We start from the raw sequence: 17,838 nt of genomic DNA on the forward strand, positions 1-17,838 counted from the left end.
GGGTACTCCATCGGAGGTATAAGGCGCTCTGGAAAAAACAGAGCGTGATTTTTAGCTTGCAAATAATATGGCTAGATCGGTTGAATTTCCGGAGCTATTGCATTAGCGGAGAATCTGACAGATTAAAATCATAGCCATGAATCTCTGCTTCAATGATAAGTTGATGGATGTATTGGGCTAGGGCTTTGCGACGGACTTTTTCATTTAAATAATCACTAATGCGTTGTTTTACTGCATTAAATGGCAATGTTTGTCCTTCGATTTTACGGTGAATATAGACCACATGAATGCCATATCGGCTTTCTATTCCCTGCGGCATTAAACCTGGTTGAGCATTAAAAATTTGGCGTTCAAATTCAGCAACAGTTTGTCCTCGGCTAATCTGCCCTAAGTTGCCATCGGTCTCTTTGGAAGGGCATGCTGAATAGCGTCTGGCCAAATCAGCAAAACGCTCCCCTTGTTGCAATTGTTCGATGATGATTTCTGAGCGTGCTTTGGCTTCCACTCGGGCGTTATCATCGTCAGGTGACGCCGCCAGTAAAATATGACTTATCTCTAATAGCGGGGAGCTTTCAAAACGTTTGGGATTTTGTTTGTAATATTGCTCGCATTCTTTTTCTGTGGCGGTAGGGATCGCGACTTCACGAGCGATGAGCTCATCTAAAATACGCTCTTCTTCGGCGGGATTCGTTGACGTGACAAGCTCTAATGCGTTAGCGCGCTGACGCAACAATTCACCAATAATCAATGATTCTGCGGCTTTTAATGTAGCCGCGCGTTTCGTTGACGCGGGATGATATTGAACTTCGGCCATAACAGCTTGTTCACTAATGGTGGTTTGGTTAACTTGTATCATGAGTGCCTCACAACAGGTATACAATTGAATTTAACAACAACGCCATGGATTAACGGCAGAACGTTTGATATTGGCAAAACGTTCTGCGGCGCAACCCTGTTAATGATTAACGGACAAACCGTTGGCGCACGATTTGATGTTGGCGAACCAGATATTGAACCGGGGCACTGAGCATGTGCACCAAGCGGCTGAATGGGAACACCACAAACAATGTCATTCCAAGTATGACGTGAAGTTTAAAGATCCAATGAACATCACTGATGGCGGATACCGCGACCTGACTGTTGAAGGTGACAACATTTTGCGCCCAAGTCATTAATTTGAGCATTTCGGCGCCATCCATATGACCAAGGGAAACAAAGATAGAGCAAAGGCCTAAAATTAACTGCGCATACAATAAAAACAGAATGGCAATGTCCATTGGGCTACTGGTTGCTCTGATACGAGGATTAAATAAACGCCTTTTAATGAGAATGGTTAAGCCGTAAAAGCAAATGAGGCCAAACAATCCACCGGCACCAACGGCGAGTGTTTGTTTCATTTGGGGCGTAACGCCAAACAAATGCCAGACTTCCAACGGTGTTAATAAGCCAAACAAGTGACCTAAAAAAATTCCCAAAACACCAATATGAAAAGCAATGCTGCCTTTTCGCAATTGTTTACTTTCGAGCAATTGACTAGAACTGCTTTTCCATGTGTATTGTTCGCGGTCGTAGCGGATCCAGGTACCTATAAACATTATTGCCAGAGCAATATAAGGATATATACCAAAAGCAAAGGTATTAAAATGTGCCATTTGAATGCTCCTTAAACGCCTTTGGCGCTAGTTGTAGAATCGAACGCAATGGTGGCGTCGCTTTGTAGTTCATTGTTCAGCGGAATAAAATGATCTCGGCGTTGTTGTTCGCTGGGTTTATTGCTAGTGCCACAGCCAGCGTTTGCCTGTTCATTTCCCATAAAGGTGACCATCTCTTCTTCCCACACTTTGTCCAACTCTTTGGGAGTATCATCCCTTTTTTCTGTGCTGATCTGAGCTTTAATATCACTTAGGTCAATTTCAGCCTTAGATAAATTTAATAGGGTATGGAAAAGTACGGCGTAATCCGTTTTTCTTTGGTCAGCGCGACAGGCGAGCACGGCTAAGATTGGCGCAATTTCTTCCAATCCGATTTGTGCGTTCTGCTGGCCTTGGGTGGAGAGAAACTCAAGGTACAAGGGAAGATAATCGGGTAATTCTTTTACGCCAAGTTCCAGCCCAGCTTCTTTATATTGGTCAAGGAGGTTGACCATGGCTTGGCCCCTGTCTCTGGATTCTCCATGGATATGTTCAAAGATGAGCAATGAAAGTGAACGACCGCGCTCAAACAAACCATCATATTCCGATTGCCAGTTCATAAGATCGCCACTGCAACGATGTTGGATGAACTGTTTGAGGCCATTTTTATCATCAATGTTTAAATCAGATGTATCGACAAGAGCCAATAATTCATCTTGAGCGTCGATTATCCCTTGTTGAGGGTAATCCAGCAGTAATGAGAGTAAGGGTAAAATTTTCATCGTGATTACTCCTTAATCTCAACAGGGATAACTTGGCGTACCCCTTTGGCTTTAGTACCAAATAAGCTGACGCTGTTATTACCGCCGCCGCAGCCATTACCAAAACTGAAACCACACTCACTTTTTAAGTTATAGGCATTTTCAGCATATGCACGATGGCTGGTGGGAATAACAAAACGGTCTTCGTAATTGGCCAATGCCATATAGCGATACATTTCTTCCACCTGTGTTGAGGTTAATCCAACCTGTTTAAGTACGTCTAAATCTTCTACACCATCCACTTGCTGTGAACGTTTAAAAGCACGCATGGCGATCATCCTTTCTAGGGCTTTAACCACAGGCGCTTCGTCTCCTGCCGTCAATAGGTTAGCAAGATAGCGAAGGGGAATGCGCAGTGATTTAAGATCGGGAATTTCATTGTTCATGCCCACATGGCCGGCTTCAATGGCACTTTGAATGGGTGACAAGGGCGGTACGTACCATACCATTGGCAAAGTGCGGTATTCTGGATGTAATGGCAATGCGACTTTCCAGTCAATGGCCATCATATACACAGGAGAACGCTGTGCAGCCTGGATCCAGTTGTCACCAATGCCTTCGGCTTTTGCCGCTTCAATGACCTTAGGATCATTGGGGTCAAGGAAAATATCCAGTTGAGCTTGGTACAAGTCTTTTTCATTTGGGGTATTCGCCGCCGCTTCAATTTTATCGGCGTCGTACAGCAATACACCCAGATAGCGAATTCTTCCCACACAGGTTTCAGAGCAAACTGTAGGTTGGCCGGCTTCAATACGAGGAAAGCAGAAGGTACATTTCTCAGACTTACCGGTTTTCCAGTTATAGTAGATTTTTTTGTAGGGACAAGCTGACACGCACATGCGCCAACCCCTACACTTGTCTTGGTCAATCAGCACAATGCCATCTTCTTCCCGTTTGTAAATTGCCCCTGATGGACAAGCCGCAACACATGCGGGGTTAAGGCAGTGTTCACACAGGCGGGGAAGATACATCATAAAGGTTTTTTCAAACTGACCGTAGATGTCTTTTTGCACCACTTCATTAAAGTTTTGGTCGGCTTTGCGTTTGGCAAACTCTGTCCCGAGAATTTCTTCCCAGTTCGGTCCCCATTCAATTTTTTCCATTCGCTTGCCGGTAATTAGGGAGCGAGGGCGGGCAACCGGCTGATGTTTACTATCTTCTGCATTGTGTAGATGCTGATAGTCAAAATCGAAAGGTTCGTAGTAATCGTCAATTTCGGGCAAGTCGGGATTGGCGAAAATATTGGCTAAAACCCGCCGTTTCGCGCCAATTCTCAGTTCCAGGTTGTCTTGGCCGTTGCGTACCCAGCCGCCATTCCATTTTTGTTGGTTTTCCCATTCTTTAGGGAAACCTACGCCGGGTTTTGATTCAACGTTATTAAACCACGCGTATTCAACGCCTTCCCGAGAGGTCCAGACATTTTTACAGGTGATGGAGCATGTATGGCAGCCGATACATTTATCTAAATTCAACACCATGCCTATTTGAGCTCTAACTTTCATTTTATTCACTCCACCTTATTTGGTATCAAGCCAGTCAACGTTATCCATTTTGCGCATAACGACAAATTCGTCGCGGTTGCAGCCCACCGTACCGTAGTAGTTGAAGCCATAGGCTTGCTGGGCATAACCGCCAATCATGTGCGTAGGTTTCATGACTGCGCGGGTTACGGAATTATGAATGCCGCCACGGGTACCTGTTTGTTCACTCCCCGGAATATTCACTATCCGTTCTTGGGCGTGGTACATCATGCTCATTCCTTCCGGAACACGTTGGGAAACAACCGCTCGGGCAACAATGGCACCGTTAACATTGAACACTTCAATCCAATCGTTATCGACGATATCGGCTTTAGCGGCATCACTTTCACTGATCCAGACAATGGGCCCACCCCGTGACAGTGTTAACATCAAAAGGTTGTCAGAGTAGGTGCTGTGTATTCCCCATTTTTGATGGGGCGTTATCCAGTTCAGTACAATTTCTTTGTTGCCATTGGGTTTCTTATTCAGCACAGGGGCTACAGTTTTAAGGTTAATTGGCGGTTTGTAGCTGCACTGCTGTTCACCAAAATCCCGCATCCATTCATGATCTTGATAGAACTGTTGTCGGCCAGTAATTGTGCGCCAAGGAATTAACTCATGCACATTGGTGTAGCCTGCGTTATAGGAAACATGCTCGTCTTCCAGCCCAGACCAGGTGGGAGAAGAGATAATTTTGCGCGGTTGCGCCACTATGTCTCTAAAGCGAATTTTTTCATCTTCTTTAGGGGGGGCTAAATGGGTGTGATCCCGACCGGTAAACTTACCTAAAGCATCCCAAGCTTTTATTGCCACCTGACCGTTGGTTTCAGGTGCCAATGACAAAATGACTTCACAGGCATCAATGGCACTGTCTATTTTTGCCATTCCTTTATTGGTGCCTTCCTCGGTGTGGGTACGGTTTAATTTACGCAGGAAATCCACTTCGGCTTTGGTGTCCCAGCTAATGCCTTTGCCGCCGTTGCCCATTTTTTCCAGTAAGGGGCCAACGGATGTAAAACGTGCATAGGTGTTTGGATAATCACGTTCAACAACATTGATATGAGGCATTGTTACGCCAGGCACAGCTTCGCATTCTCCCTTCCACCACGCTTTTACGCCATAGGGCTGAGATAATTCCGCTGGTGTGTCGTGGTGCATTGGCGTGGTGACCACGTCTGTTTCAACACCGAGGTGATCTTCGCTGACTTTTGAGAATACTTTTGCAATACCTTTAAATATCTCCCAGTCGCTGCGTGCTTCCCAAACCGGATCGATAGCCGCGGTGAGCGGATGAATAAACGGATGCATATCCGAGGTATTCATATCATCCTTTTCATACCAGGTGGCCGTGGGTAAAACGATATCGGAATACAAGCAGGTGGTAGACATTCTAAAGTCCAAGGTTACCCACAAATCCACTTTGCCTTCTGCAGCCTCGTCATTCCATTCAACATCATTGGGTTTAGTGGCGTTTGATTCGCCTAGATCTTTACCAAGTAAACCATGTTTGGTACCTAGTAAATGACGCAACATGTATTCATGGCCTTTACCGGATGAACCCAACAAATTGGAACGCCAAACAAACATATTGCGTGGGAAGTTTTGAGGGTTATCAGGTTGCTCGCACGCGAATTTGATTTTGCGATCTTTAAGTTGTTGAAGCACAAAATCTTGCACATCCATATTGGCGGCTTTTGCCTGTGCGGCTAATTTAAGTGGGTTTGTCCCCAATTGTGGCGCTGACGGTAACCAACCCATGCGCTCGGCACGGCTATTGTAATCGACAATGCTGTCATTCCACTTTTCTTTGTTGGCTAACGGAGACACAATTTCACTCATATTGAGTTTTTCATATCGCCATTGACTTGCATGGTTGTAAAAGAAAGAGGTGCCGTTCATGTGACGAGGTGGGCGCTGCCAATCTAGGCCAAATGCCAATGGCGTCCAACCGGTTTGAGGGCGTAGTTTTTCTTGGCCAACATAATGAGCCCAACCACCTCCACTTTGGCCAATACAACCACACATCATCAGCATATTAATCAGGCCACGATAGTTCATGTCCATGTGATACCAGTGATTTAACCCTGCGCCCACAATGATCATTGAGCGACCACGGGTTTTGTGAGCATTGCGGCCAAATTCCTGTGCAATGCGGATCACGTCGTCAGGTTTTACGCCGGTAATGGCTTCTTGCCAGCCAGGGGTGTAGGGAACATTGTCTTGGTAGGATTGGGCTCGATTTTTATCACCAATGCCGTTCTCTACGCCATAGTGCGCCAAGGTTAAATCGAAAACGGTGGCAACCAGTGCCGTACTGCCATCGGCTAAGGTGATGCGTTTAGCCGGAATTTTACGAACCTGTACTTCGCTGTGTTCAGTATGCTGGAAGTATTTATATTCGTGGGGTGCGCCACCAAAATAAGGCATATCGACATCAGCGAGTTCGTCGTATGCGTCTTTTAACGACAAGCACAGTGATAGGTCTCCTTGCTGATCTTTTTGCTCAAGATTCCATTTGCCTTTTTGCCCCCAGCGGTAACCTATTGAACCGTTAGGACTGGTGAGGCGGCCATCCTTATTGATAGCAATGGTTTTCCAATCGGGATTGTTCTCTTCGCCTAAGTTATCTACTAAATCTGCGGCGCGTAGGAAACGTCCTTGGGTTAAATGATTTTCCCCTTTTTCAAGCATGACCAGCATAGGCATATCGGTATAGCGGCGTACATAATCTTGAAAATATTCACTGGGATTATCGACATGGAACTCTTTGAGAATAACGTGACCAAAAGCCATTGCCAGCGCGGCATCGGTACCTTGTTTAGGGGCAAGCCAGGTATCACCGAACTTTGATGCTTCAGAATAGTCAGGAGTAATGACACAGGTTTTTGTGCCCTTGTAGCGTACTTCTGTTAAAAAGTGCGCATCAGGGGTACGAGTTTGTGGCACGTTAGAACCCCAAGCGATGATATAGTTAGCGTTATACCAGTCGGCGGATTCCGGAACGTCGGTTTGTTCTCCCCATACTTGGGGGGAGGCTGGGGGAAGGTCACAGTACCAGTCATAAAAACTTAAGCAGTTACCACCAATAAGAGATAAATATCGCGCGCCCGCCGCGTAGGACACCATAGACATTGCCGGAATGGGAGAAAACCCGGAGATACGGTCTGGCCCGTACTCTTTTGTGGTGTATACATTGGATGCGGCAATAATTTCATTCACTTCATCCCAACTGGCGCGAACAAAGCCACCTAGTCCTCGCCGTTCTTTGTAGCTTTTTGCTTTTGCTGGATCTTCAACGATAGAGGCCCAAGCGTCCACGGGATCGGAGTGGGTTTGACGGGCTTCGCGCCACAGTTTCATTAATTGTTGACGAACCTTAGGGTATTTCAGGCGATTAGCACTGTAGATATACCAAGAATAACTCGCGCCTCGAGGACAACCACGGGGTTCATGGTTGGGAAGGTCAGGGCGGGTACGAGGATAGTCCGTTTGTTGTGTTTCCCAAGTAACAAGCCCGTCTTTTACATAAATTTTCCAACTACAGGAACCGGTACAGTTCACGCCGTGGGTTGAGCGAACAATTTTGTCATGTTGCCAACGTTGACGGTATCCCTGCTCCCAGGTTCTATCTTCATTGGTGGTTACGCCATGACCATTGGAAAATGGCTGTTTGCGTATTTTAAAAAAGCGCAATTTGTCTAACAGATGACTCATGATTGGCTCCTGGAGTTGGTTCTAAATGCACGCATAATGCAATGACTCTTTTTTTTACAATAGAAATAACCCCTGAATGATGCTTGATTTGACGAGGTTCAGCCATAGGCCGAATTCTGGTGTTTTCGGCCATAGATACCTCTAAGGTGGTATATTTTATTTTTCGTAACTATTTGATAATAAAATGGTAAATAGTGCTTGTTGGTACTTGTGGCTAGTCTTGATTTTTGGGGCTGGATAAAAAGGGGTAGCTCAAATTATCCCGTGTTTGCGTCGTTGCTTTAGCGATGGGGTGTCGCTGACCTTTGACGGCGTTTAGCGTATGCTTATTCTCTAAGGAGGGGTTATGCGTCCATTTTCTTCTATTGTTACTCGTATTAACATTGCATTGGCCTGCATTGTTACTCTTGCCATAGGCACTATGCTGGTATCTTACTGGTTATCAGATAAAGCCGATAGTCACGCCCAGGCCATTAATAAAGCGGGAGCGCTGCGTATGCAAACATACCGCTTGGGATGGTTAAGTTTACAAAACGATGAAGCAATAAGGTCCCAGGCTATTGCGCAGCTAAACCAGAGTTGGCAGCACCCCGTGTTTACCCGTGTAAAAAATGATAATTTTGAAATTGCCCAGTTATTTAACCTTGCACAATCCAATTGGCAAACGATTCAGTCGTCGCTAAAAAACGATGATTATCAGTGGATGGACAACGCATTAAAGCACCAAGTGGCTTTAATCGATGAGATGGTTCGCGCCATTCAAGGCGACGCAGAGAAAAGAGCAAGAGCCTTACGTTTGGTGCAGGTTATCGCATTGTTTTTTACCGTCATGTTGTCGTTAACGATTAAGCACTGGCTAAAAGTAAAAATTGAATTACCGTTAGATGAGCTAACACGTACTGCCCGCCAAATAGGCCAAGGGGATTTTACTTGCAGGGTTGAGGTTCACCAGCAGGACGAATTAGGCGCTTTGGCCCAAAGTATAAATAAAATGAGTAACGCCATCGGGTATATGTATGGTGACTTGGAAAAACGGGTAGATGAAAAGACCAAGGATCTACAGCAGCGAAACACATTGCTGAAATTTCTATACAAAACAGCCAAAAAAACCGCAGAACATGGGCCCGAATACGATGATTTTAGTGCCATTATTAATGAGCTTAAAACCATAATTCTCATCGATGATATCGAGCTATGCTTATTTACCGAAAAGGGCGAAATTCCCTACTTACAATTGCAACCGACACATCACAAGAATGAACCGTGCCATGAAAACGATTGCGTAAGTTGTCTTTCCCGTGAGGGGGTAATACAGCAAGATAATATTCTGATCTACAACTTTTCAGTTTCTCGGAATAAAACGAATTACGGCGTATTAATTGTTCGTACGCCGGCAAATGCCCAATTAGAGCAGTGGCAACGTCAGTTACTCAATACCCTTTCTGATCAGTTGGCCATTGCCCTTAGCTTGAAAACAGAAGAAGAACAAGTCAGACGATTAGCATTAATGCAAGAACGCACTGTTATTGCCAGAGAGCTCCATGATTCCTTAGCACAAGCATTGTCATACTTAAAAATTCAGGTGACACGTTTAAATTATGCCATTAAAAAAGAAGATAAAAACACCATTAATGATGTGTCAGCAGAGCTAGAACACGGGCTGAAATCTGCGTATCGACAGTTGCGAGAACTGCTTACCACCTTCCGTTTGAAAGTTGATGGGTCGGGATTATTAAACGCATTACAAGTTACGGTGCAACAATTAATGAAGCAGTCTAACTTGACCATTACATTAGATTACCAGCTTAACAATATCCCTCTAACGCCCAATGAAGAAATTCATTTGTTGCAGATTATTCGAGAAGCCAGCCAAAATGCGGTTCACCACAGTAAAGGCACCCAGTTAACAATCAGTGTGCAGCAACAAGCTGATAAATCGGTATTCCTATCAATAGAAGACAACGGTATTGGTATTCCCGTTTCTTCAGAAAAGCTGAATCATTATGGTTTAGCCATTATGAAAGAGCGTAGTCGACATCTTGGTGGCGACATAACCGTTGAACGACGAGCGCAGGGAGGAACGGGGATTTACTTTACATTCAAACCTGACTATCTACAGGAGAAACAAACGGCCTAACGCGAGATATACGAGCCGTGGTGCATGGGGGGTGGTGATTGTTGTTATCGCGTTTGGTGCAAGGGATAAGTGAAATTGACCCAAGTTAGATGGGGTATACCTTTTCTGTGCGTTTACGCAAATTCAACAGCTGGTGAATGACAATACAAAAGCTATAAAAAATGGAAAAGATCAGCATTGCCCGTTCCGGTGTTCCCGCCTTGATTTGCTCTCCAATTTGCATGGGGATATAAAAAACGCCATAAGCGGCAAGGGCAGACATCCAAATTAAAGTCATTCTTAATTGCCTTGGGGGAATGGAGGTAAATAGCATGTGATATACCGAGCCGCTACCCATACCACTTGCGGCAAAAAGCCCTAAAAACAATAAATAAAAAGGAATGAAGTATTCTTCCGGCGTTATTGAATGAAATGCGTGATGGGCATAATAGGCAATGCCCAGCGAACAAAGGATCATGATGACTGCGCTTAAGCGTGTTATTCCCCTTCCACCTGTCTTTTCGGCGATCCAACTGCCGAAAGGATGAATGAGTATGCCAATTAAGGGCGCAATCCACGCGTAAGCCAGCACACTTGGGGCATTCGGGTTAGCCATTGCATGTAAAGCCTCATTTTCGAATGCATGAGAATAGCCAAATAGACTTTTAATGGTAAGGGGGAAGGCTGCGGCAAAGCCCATAAATGATCCTAAAAACATGATATACAGCAAGCTGAGCATGAATGTTCTTGGACAGAAAAGTAAACGATGTGGAAGGGCGGCATTGAGACGTTTATGCTTAGCTAAGGTTTTAAATATCACGCTGGCCACAAGGGGAATTGCGATGATAACCAGCTCTTTGAGCAGTATAAAGTGCTCTCCCTTATTGCTTGTTGGCATCGTGAGCCATAGCCCTAACGCAGACAACAGTAAGCCGAGGGTCAGTATTGAAATAATAGTAAGAAAAGCGAAAGATAAAGAGGGCAATCTTGGCGTGACATTGGCTGTATGGATATTATCTAAGCCAAACCACAATAGAACCATTAAGGGGAGCAAGATAACCAGCCACAAATACCCTGTATTTTGTAGCCAAAGGGGGTGATTGGTTTGGATACTGCCTAAGATGTTGCTTCCCGATTGAATAAGCAAGCTGGGTTCACCACTTACCATGGAAAATACACCATAAGACATCAATAAGGGGATGAGTACCTGCGCGAACACGATGCCATAGATCCCAATGCCGGCGGTTAGATTAAGTATAAAATACTGTTGCTTTTTAGGATAAAAAAAGTGGGTATTGGAAATAAACGATGAAAAGCTACCGCCACCAATACCCGATAAAAGTGCCAATAGCTGAAATATCCACAGCGGGGTGTCAATCCGTTGCAAGGCGATGATGATCCCAAGGGAAGGTAATAGCAGTAAACCTGTGGTGATGAATAAGGTGTTACGTCCTCCGCACAATTGAACCAGAACGCTCGATGAAATGCGCAACGTAGCGCCACTAAAACCGGCAACGGCGATTAAACTGAATAAGCTATAGAGATCGAAGGGATAGCCCACATTCAGCATTTGTACACTAATGACACTCCATTGCATCCATATGCCAAAGGCACACATCAAACTCGGTACCGAAATCCAAAGATTCTTAGGCGCGATCTTTTGTCCCTGCGAATGCCAAAAATCACGGTTATTGGGCAACCAAGTTTTTAGGTCAGACATAACGACATCGCTCCTACTTTTACAACTTAGAAGGTGCACTATGAAGGCATATTCATTGCCTCACAATGTGTCTTAAGAGTTAGTGTATTAAGGTAATTTTAGGTACCTACAAATGGGTATGTTTGCCATTCGTTACTATTTTGTTCTTTAAAAATAGTAAGTTATCGCTATTATGAACGACGTAGAATTATGGGGTTATTCCGGGCAATCGGTTAGATAGCACTATGATGATTTATATCAAGGTTTACCTTGGTGGGATGTAGGCTAATAGCGTTATTTATTTAGGTAGGTTTAAGGAGCATTTCTATGTTGTCACAAAAATCCGGCATCATGTTGGTAGATGATCATCCTTTGTTACGCAAAGGATTGAATCAACTGGTTTTAATGGAAGATGACATGGAGGTAGTCGCGGAAGCCAGCAATGGCGAAGACGCTATTGAAATCGCCTGTGAACTTGAGCCCGATTTGATCATACTTGACCTGAATATGCAGGGGATGGACGGATTAGAGACTTTAAAACAGTTGCGGGATAAGGGCGTTTCGTCTCGCATTGTTATGCTGACTGTTTCTGATGCCGATGATGATGTTGTGAATGCAATTAGTCAGGGAGCTGATGGCTATTTACTTAAAGACAGCGACCCGGAAATTTTGTTGGAGAATATTAAACGCGCACTGAATGGGAAAATGGTGCTTAGTGAAACCATTACTGAAGTGTTAGCGACGGCGTTAAGAAGGCCATCGGTTAAGCCTGTTGCAGAATTAAGCAGTTTAACCAATCGGGAATACGAAATTCTAAGTTTAATTGCCAAGGGAATGAGTAATAAAGTGATTGCCCGTGAACTGGATATTTCCGATGGCACAGTAAAAGTCCATGTAAAACATCTACTCAAAAAATTGGGTTTGCGCTCAAGGGTTGAAGCCGCAGTGTGGATGGTTGAACAACAAGCACAGTAGGGATTACTATCTCCAAAGAGGTATTCCTTAAGCTCACTTACATAAATAACTAAGCTGATTACAATAGATCTTACTTAGCAAACTCCGAGCCTATTTACCTAAGCCCTATCGGTAGGGTAGATAGGCCGTGGCGCTAGCCACCGGGCCGAATAGAGAAATCTGACGACCTCCTGACACGCCGTGCGTGTACTTTTGGAAAGGTGTTTATTTTTATGTTGCAAGATACTTTTGGTCGACGTTTTCACTATTTGCGCTTGTCTGTCACAGACATGTGCAATTTTCGTTGCAATTATTGTTTACCCGATGGGGGAGATTGCGATTCTCCTAAAAACTACTTAACGCTACCGGAAATAGAAACGCTGGTGGCGGCCTTTGCTCATATGGGCACCCGTAAGGTGCGTATTACCGGGGGAGAGCCCGGATTACGAAAAGACCTTACCGAGATCATCAATATCTGCAAACAAACACCGGGCATTGAGCAAATCGCATTAACCACGAATGGTTTTAATTTATCGAAGAAAAGCCACGAGTATGTTGCGGCCGGTTTAACCTCAATTAATGTCAGTGCCGACAGTCTTGAACCTAGAATGTTTGCGTCTATCACAGGTAAAGATATGTTAGATAGGGTTATGCGCGGCGTGGAGGCCATCTTTGAAGCGGGGCTAACCAAGGTGAAATTTAATACCGTACTGTTGCGCCAGTATAACACTCAGGCTTTTGCACCATTTTTTACGTATTTAAAACATCACCCTGTGACCTGGCGTTTTATTGAATTGATGCAAACCGGTGACAACGCCCGTTTTTTTGAACGCAATCATTTTTCCGGCAACGCGCTTCTTACACAATTGGTGAGCTCAGGCTGGACACAGATCATTCGCGATAAACTGGCAGGGCCTGCACAAGAATTTGAGCATAAGGAATATCAAGGGCGGGTGGGGCTCATCATGCCTTACAGCAAGGACTTTTGTCATTCTTGCAATCGGTTACGGGTATCTTCTCATGGCAATTTGCACCTTTGTTTATTTGCCGAAAAGGGGTTTTCCCTGCGTTCTTATTTGCAGCAAGGTGATGTACAAGGCACCTGTGATGCGGTGAAAGCGCTGATGAACTATAAACAAGGAACCCATTTGTTAGATCAAGGTTTTACCGGTGCCACCAAGCAGTTAGCCATGTTGGGAGGATAAGTTGGGGGATTTTAATGGTCTAATCTTAGCCGGCGGTAAGTCCTCTCGTATGGGGCAAGATAAAGCGAAGCTCCTATGGGGAGAAGAAACCTTATTAGCTCGGGGTCAACGGATATTAAAGGAAATTGGCGCTAAACAAGTGTTTGTCAGCCGCAATGATGGCCATCCTCAACATATTGCCGATGTGTTCGTTGATAAAGGGCCCTTGAGCGGTATTCATGCCGCCTGTGATCGAAAAATCACCGGGCCGCTTTTAGTGCTGCCGGTGGATTTGCCGTTAGTCACTCACGAAGCACTTAAAACCTTGGTTTGCGCTGGCTTAAACAAACAAACCACTTGCTGTTATAAAGATCATAATTTACCGCTTTTTATCTATGATCCCGCCTCCTTATTGAAACCGCTACAGGACACCCTATCAAGGGGCTGTAGTTATTCTGTAGGACGTTTTTTTTCCCGTTTCCCCATGCTTTTTCTGCCGTTAAAAAGCGTCCATACACTGACCAATACCAATACGCCTGACCAATGGCAGGCAATCGTCAAACGTAACACCCTAGAGAATATGCTATGAGTCATGCAGTTAAACAATTTGTACCACTGAATCTTGCTGTTATCACCGTATCGGATACGCGCACTGAAGCGAATGATACGTCAGGTGACTATTTACGTAACAGCGCCATCAAGGCCGGTCACAACGTGATAGACAGTCGCATCATTGTTGATGATATCTATCAAATTCGTGCCTTGGCATCGACCTATATCGCAGATCCCCAGATTCAAGTTGTGCTCATTACCGGAGGTACGGGATTTACCGAACGTGACTCTACCCCCGAAGCCATGCTGCCGTTATTTGATAAGCAGGTGGATGGGTTTGGTGAGTTATTTCGACATATTTCTTTTCAGGAAATTGGTACTTCCACCATTCAGTCCCGCGCCCTAGCCGGATTTGCCAATCACACCATTGTTTTCTGTTTACCTGGCAGTACGGGGGCATGTCGTACTGCATGGGAAGGCATTATTTGTGCTCAGTTAAATGGTGAACAAGGGCCGTGTAACTTTGTACCTCACTTAAACAACACACAAGTGGCACCCTGTAAAACCAGAACGCCTTAGCGCAACGGCCGGATACGGCTTGTGTCCATATTTTACCCTGGCCACTAGCCTTGGTTTTATCCGTTCCCCTTAGTTGGCTCGGAAGTATTCATCAAACACTTCAATGGTTACGTATTCGCCTTCTTTTACCTGATTTAGTTCGTTTTCAAGTACAACGTAGCAGTTCCCTTTCGTGATAGAAGAGAGCACGCCGGAACCTTGGTTGGTTAAAGGTTTAACGGTTAGGTTGCCTTGGGGATCTTGTGTGTAGGTGCCGCGCTGAAAATCCGTTCGTCCCGGACGCTTCTTAAAAGGGGCCAAGGCTTTTGCTTTTAGGCGCAAGCGCTGGATAGGTGAGGCTTTTCCACTAAGCCAAAAAAGTGCAGGCAGGGCAATTTGGTGAAAGGTTACCATTGATGACACGGGATTGCCGGGCAATCCAAAAAAGTAGCTATTAGGTAAACGCCCAAAAGCCAGCGGTTTACCGGGTTTAATGGCCAGTTTCCAAAAATCAATTTGACCGAGTTCTTCAAGTATCTCCCGGGTGAAGTCGGCTTCGCCAACGGATACGCCGCCGGAGGTGATCACCACATCGGCGTTTTCATCCCCATGCAAAAACGCATTGCGGATCTTGTTTGGGTTATCTGCAATGACACCTAAATCCAACACCTGCATACCGGCTTGGGTTAACAGTGCTTGAAGCGCGTAACGATTGGAGTCATAAATACAACCTTCAGGCAAGGTTTCATGGGGCTGACGTAACTCGTCACCGGTGGAAAAAATAGCTACCTTAGGGGCTCTGAAAACGTTTGCCTGGGATACGCCAACGGATGCCAGCAAACCAATATCCGCAGGGCTAATTTTGTGTCCTTTGGCGAGGACTTTTTCTCCCATACGAATGTCTTCACCGCGGCGGCGAATCGCTTCCCCAACCTTGACCGGAAAAAGTACACTGATGGCGTCATTTTTCGCTTCGGTATTTTCTTGCATAACCACCGCATCGGCGCCAGTAGGAATGCAGGCGCCGGTCATGATCCGCACACACTGTCCTGGAGTCACGGTGCCCAAAAACGGGGTTCCCGCAAAGCTTTTACCAATTTGTCTTAGGGTGCCAAATTGCGCCACATCTTCTGCGCGTAAGGCGTAGCCGTCCATCGCCGAGTTATCGTAGCCGGGCACATCAATCAAAGCGCAAATATCTTGGGCTAAAACGCGACCGACCAATTGTGTTAACGATACTGTTTCTTGCTCTGTTAGCGGCAGGATAGTTTGCCAGATTTTCTTCATCGCAAGTTCAATTGGCATTAGGCCTGGTGTATCACAACAATGCGCCATCACTCTCTTTCTCCGTTCCCCACACTGGGGTTTACATTTTTACGCGTTAAATCGTATTTTGTTACTGCGTTTTTGGGGTTTTCTCCCGCCTATAGGAACAGCTTAATGACCCCAGAAACAAAAAGATATTTCTTCTAATAGGTAGGGACCTATCCCTGATGGGGTAGCTATCTGAGGGTGATGGCACCTCAGTTTATTGAGTTTTTTGATGACTGTTTTTACCGAGCCTGATTTTCACCGGCAACGGGATGCGCCTAGTTGTCTGCTAAGTAAGGAAAATAACGATTTCGAGTTTGGCCTTAAAAAAGCATAAGATGGCTTTGAACCAAGGTGCGGTGTACCTGTGTGCGTGATGTTAACTTCGGGATTGTTGGGCCAACATGACTACCTAATAGGGGGTAATATTTAACGGAATTAGTGCCTCTTCCTGCATATTTTACTCAAGCTGCAAGACGCTTATATTAGGGTTAAATATACTGCCCGGAGCCTCCTATGACAAGCATCAACAAAGCTCATCGAATATCCAATTTTGAACAACGAAAAGCCCTATTTTTGTCCACATTTGCGTTCACAATCTGCTTTGCTGTTTGGACCATTTTCTCGATTTTGGGAATTAAACTAAAACAAGAGTTAGGTCTATCTGATACGGAATTAGGGCTCTTAATGGCCACCCCCATCCTAACCGGATCAATAAGCCGACTATTTTTGGGAGTACTAACTGATCGATTTGGCGGGCGCTGGGTGTTTGGCCTACTTATGCTCGTGACTGCAATGGCCGTGTTTTCACTCACTGTGGCCTCCAGCTATCCCATGTTGTTGCTATCTGCTTTGGGAATTGGTCTTGCGGGTGGCAGTTTTATCGTGGGTGTCGCGTATGTTTCAACCTGGTATGAGGCGGGAAAACAAGGGACCGCTTTAGGTATTTTCGGAGCCGGGAATGTGGGGTCGGCGATAACCAGTTTTGGTGCTCCTTTTCTGCTACTTGCCTTCGGTTGGCAGGTAACTGCCCAATGGTATGCAATTATTTTGGCCTGTGTGGGAATAGGCTTCATTATTTTTGCAAAAACAGATCCTGTCTCCCGTGAACGGCAAGTTAAATCCATTCCACTTATTGAACAGCTTGCACCTTTATCAGACATTCGTGTTTGGCGGTTTTCGCTATATTATTTTTTCGTGTTTGGTGCCTTTGTTTCGTTGGCTTTATGGTTACCCCATTATCTCACAGAGGTATACCATCTTGATTTGGTTACGGCGGGTATCGTCGCTACCTTGTATACCGTTCCGGCTTCTCTTTTTAGAGTGCTAGGAGGATGGTTATCAGATAAATTCGGCGCCAGAAAAATCATGTACTGGACCTTGAGCGCGTCGGTTTTTTGTACCTTTTTACTTAGCTATCCGCCTACACAGTATCAAGTTCACGGGGTTGAACACATTTATCGCTTTTCCCTTGAGACGCCTTTGGTGGTTTTTGTTCTGCTGATATTTGTATTAGGTTTCTTCATGTCTTTGGGCAAAGCCGCTGTATTTAAGCATATTCCTGTTTATTACCCAGAACACGTGGGTGTTGTCGGTGGTGCTGTAGGTATGGTCGGGGGCTTAGGAGGCTTCTTTCTGCCGTTAACCTTCGGTATGTTGAACGATGTCATTGGCATTTGGCAAAGTTGCTTTATGCTGCTGTTTGTCGTTTGTGTATCGGCGTTAGCTTGGATGCATTTTGCTATTCGTCGCGCTGAGAATAAAGAGTGGTCAGAAGG

13 protein-coding genes and 1 riboswitch are annotated in these 17,838 nt (G+C 45.1%); of the genes, 6 read left to right on the plus strand and 7 right to left on the minus strand.

The genetic code is table 11. The features are described from left to right. Nucleotides 1-94: 94 nt before the first annotated feature. The 5 genes from V5298_RS15145 to V5298_RS15165 form a co-directional block, all read right to left on the minus strand. Complete coding sequence (locus V5298_RS15145; protein WP_332932288.1) at nt 95-856, minus strand: peptidylprolyl isomerase; 762 nt, start codon at nt 854-856, stop codon at nt 95-97. A gap of 106 nt (nt 857-962) precedes the next feature. Then, nucleotides 963-1,652, minus strand: a complete 690-nt coding sequence (gene narI / locus V5298_RS15150; protein ID WP_332932289.1) for a respiratory nitrate reductase subunit gamma — start codon at nt 1,650-1,652, stop codon at nt 963-965. 11 nt (nt 1,653-1,663) lie between these two features. Further along, nucleotides 1,664-2,413, minus strand: coding sequence for a nitrate reductase molybdenum cofactor assembly chaperone (gene narJ, locus V5298_RS15155; protein ID WP_332932290.1), 750 nt, complete (start codon nt 2,411-2,413; stop codon nt 1,664-1,666). A 5-nt stretch (nt 2,414-2,418) separates the two neighbouring features. After that, nucleotides 2,419-3,954, minus strand: coding sequence for a nitrate reductase subunit beta (gene narH, locus V5298_RS15160; protein WP_332932291.1), 1,536 nt, complete (start codon nt 3,952-3,954; stop codon nt 2,419-2,421). A 15-nt stretch (nt 3,955-3,969) separates the two neighbouring features. Beyond that, a complete protein-coding gene (locus V5298_RS15165) occupies nt 3,970-7,686 on the minus strand; it encodes a nitrate reductase subunit alpha (protein WP_332932292.1) in 3,717 nt (1,238 codons plus the stop codon). A gap of 346 nt (nt 7,687-8,032) precedes the next feature. Here V5298_RS15165 and V5298_RS15170 point away from each other — a divergent pair, with 346 nt between their 5' ends. Continuing rightward, complete coding sequence (locus V5298_RS15170) at nt 8,033-9,823, plus strand: ATP-binding protein (protein WP_332932293.1); 1,791 nt, start codon at nt 8,033-8,035, stop codon at nt 9,821-9,823. A gap of 85 nt (nt 9,824-9,908) precedes the next feature. Here the strand turns inward: V5298_RS15170 and V5298_RS15175 are convergent, their stop codons facing one another. After that, nucleotides 9,909-11,522, minus strand: a complete 1,614-nt coding sequence (locus V5298_RS15175; protein WP_332932294.1) for an antiporter — start codon at nt 11,520-11,522, stop codon at nt 9,909-9,911. Between the two features lie 306 nt (nt 11,523-11,828). On the opposite strand from V5298_RS15175, the gene narL reads away from it, so the two are divergent. The 4 genes from narL to moaB all read left to right on the plus strand — a co-directional run bounded on the left by narL (nt 11,829) and on the right by moaB (nt 14,770). Next, nucleotides 11,829-12,476, plus strand: a complete 648-nt coding sequence (gene narL / locus V5298_RS15180) for a two-component system response regulator NarL (RefSeq protein WP_332932295.1) — start codon at nt 11,829-11,831, stop codon at nt 12,474-12,476. A 70-nt stretch (nt 12,477-12,546) separates the two neighbouring features. Continuing rightward, nucleotides 12,547-12,695, plus strand: a riboswitch (molybdenum cofactor riboswitch). Further along, a complete protein-coding gene (moaA, locus tag V5298_RS15185) occupies nt 12,689-13,660 on the plus strand; it encodes a GTP 3',8-cyclase MoaA (RefSeq protein WP_332932296.1) in 972 nt (323 codons plus the stop codon). (Overlaps the previous riboswitch by 7 nt.) A 1-nt stretch (nt 13,661) precedes the next feature. After that, complete coding sequence (locus tag V5298_RS15190) at nt 13,662-14,228, plus strand: molybdenum cofactor guanylyltransferase (RefSeq protein WP_332932297.1); 567 nt, start codon at nt 13,662-13,664, stop codon at nt 14,226-14,228. Then, a complete protein-coding gene (gene moaB / locus V5298_RS15195) occupies nt 14,225-14,770 on the plus strand; it encodes a molybdenum cofactor biosynthesis protein B (RefSeq protein WP_332932298.1) in 546 nt (181 codons plus the stop codon). The genes V5298_RS15190 and moaB overlap by 4 nt, the downstream gene beginning before the upstream one ends. Nucleotides 14,771-14,839: 69 nt before the next feature. Here moaB and moeA read toward each other — a convergent pair whose 3' ends face one another. Continuing rightward, entirely contained in the window at nt 14,840-16,084 is a 1,245-nt protein-coding gene (gene moeA / locus V5298_RS15200; protein ID WP_332932300.1) for a molybdopterin molybdotransferase MoeA, read from the minus strand. A 492-nt stretch (nt 16,085-16,576) separates the two neighbouring features. Here moeA and V5298_RS15205 point away from each other — a divergent pair. Continuing rightward, a partial coding sequence (locus V5298_RS15205) for a nitrate/nitrite transporter (RefSeq protein ID WP_332932299.1) occupies nt 16,577-17,838 on the plus strand: 1,262 nt, incomplete at its 3' end.

Origin of the sequence: Alteromonas sp. 14N.309.X.WAT.G.H12, assembly GCF_036697315.1 — a bacterium.
Lineage (GTDB): Bacteria > Pseudomonadota > Gammaproteobacteria > Enterobacterales > Alteromonadaceae > Alteromonas.

Coding starts and splice junctions, on each gene's coding strand:
- V5298_RS15145 (WP_332932288.1), bottom strand. CDS start 856: ATGATACAAGTTAACCAAACCACCATTAGTGAACAAGCTGTTATGGCC.
- narL (WP_332932295.1), top strand. CDS start 11,829: ATGTTGTCACAAAAATCCGGCATCATGTTGGTAGATGATCATCCTTTG.
- V5298_RS15170 (WP_332932293.1), top strand. CDS start 8,033: ATGCGTCCATTTTCTTCTATTGTTACTCGTATTAACATTGCATTGGCC.
- moeA (WP_332932300.1), bottom strand. CDS start 16,084: ATGGCGCATTGTTGTGATACACCAGGCCTAATGCCAATTGAACTTGCG.
- narH (WP_332932291.1), bottom strand. CDS start 3,954: ATGAAAGTTAGAGCTCAAATAGGCATGGTGTTGAATTTAGATAAATGT.
- V5298_RS15175 (WP_332932294.1), bottom strand. CDS start 11,522: ATGTCTGACCTAAAAACTTGGTTGCCCAATAACCGTGATTTTTGGCAT.
- moaB (WP_332932298.1), top strand. CDS start 14,225: ATGAGTCATGCAGTTAAACAATTTGTACCACTGAATCTTGCTGTTATC.
- V5298_RS15165 (WP_332932292.1), bottom strand. CDS start 7,686: ATGAGTCATCTGTTAGACAAATTGCGCTTTTTTAAAATACGCAAACAG.
- narI (WP_332932289.1), bottom strand. CDS start 1,652: ATGGCACATTTTAATACCTTTGCTTTTGGTATATATCCTTATATTGCT.
- narJ (WP_332932290.1), bottom strand. CDS start 2,413: ATGAAAATTTTACCCTTACTCTCATTACTGCTGGATTACCCTCAACAA.
- moaA (WP_332932296.1), top strand. CDS start 12,689: ATGTTGCAAGATACTTTTGGTCGACGTTTTCACTATTTGCGCTTGTCT.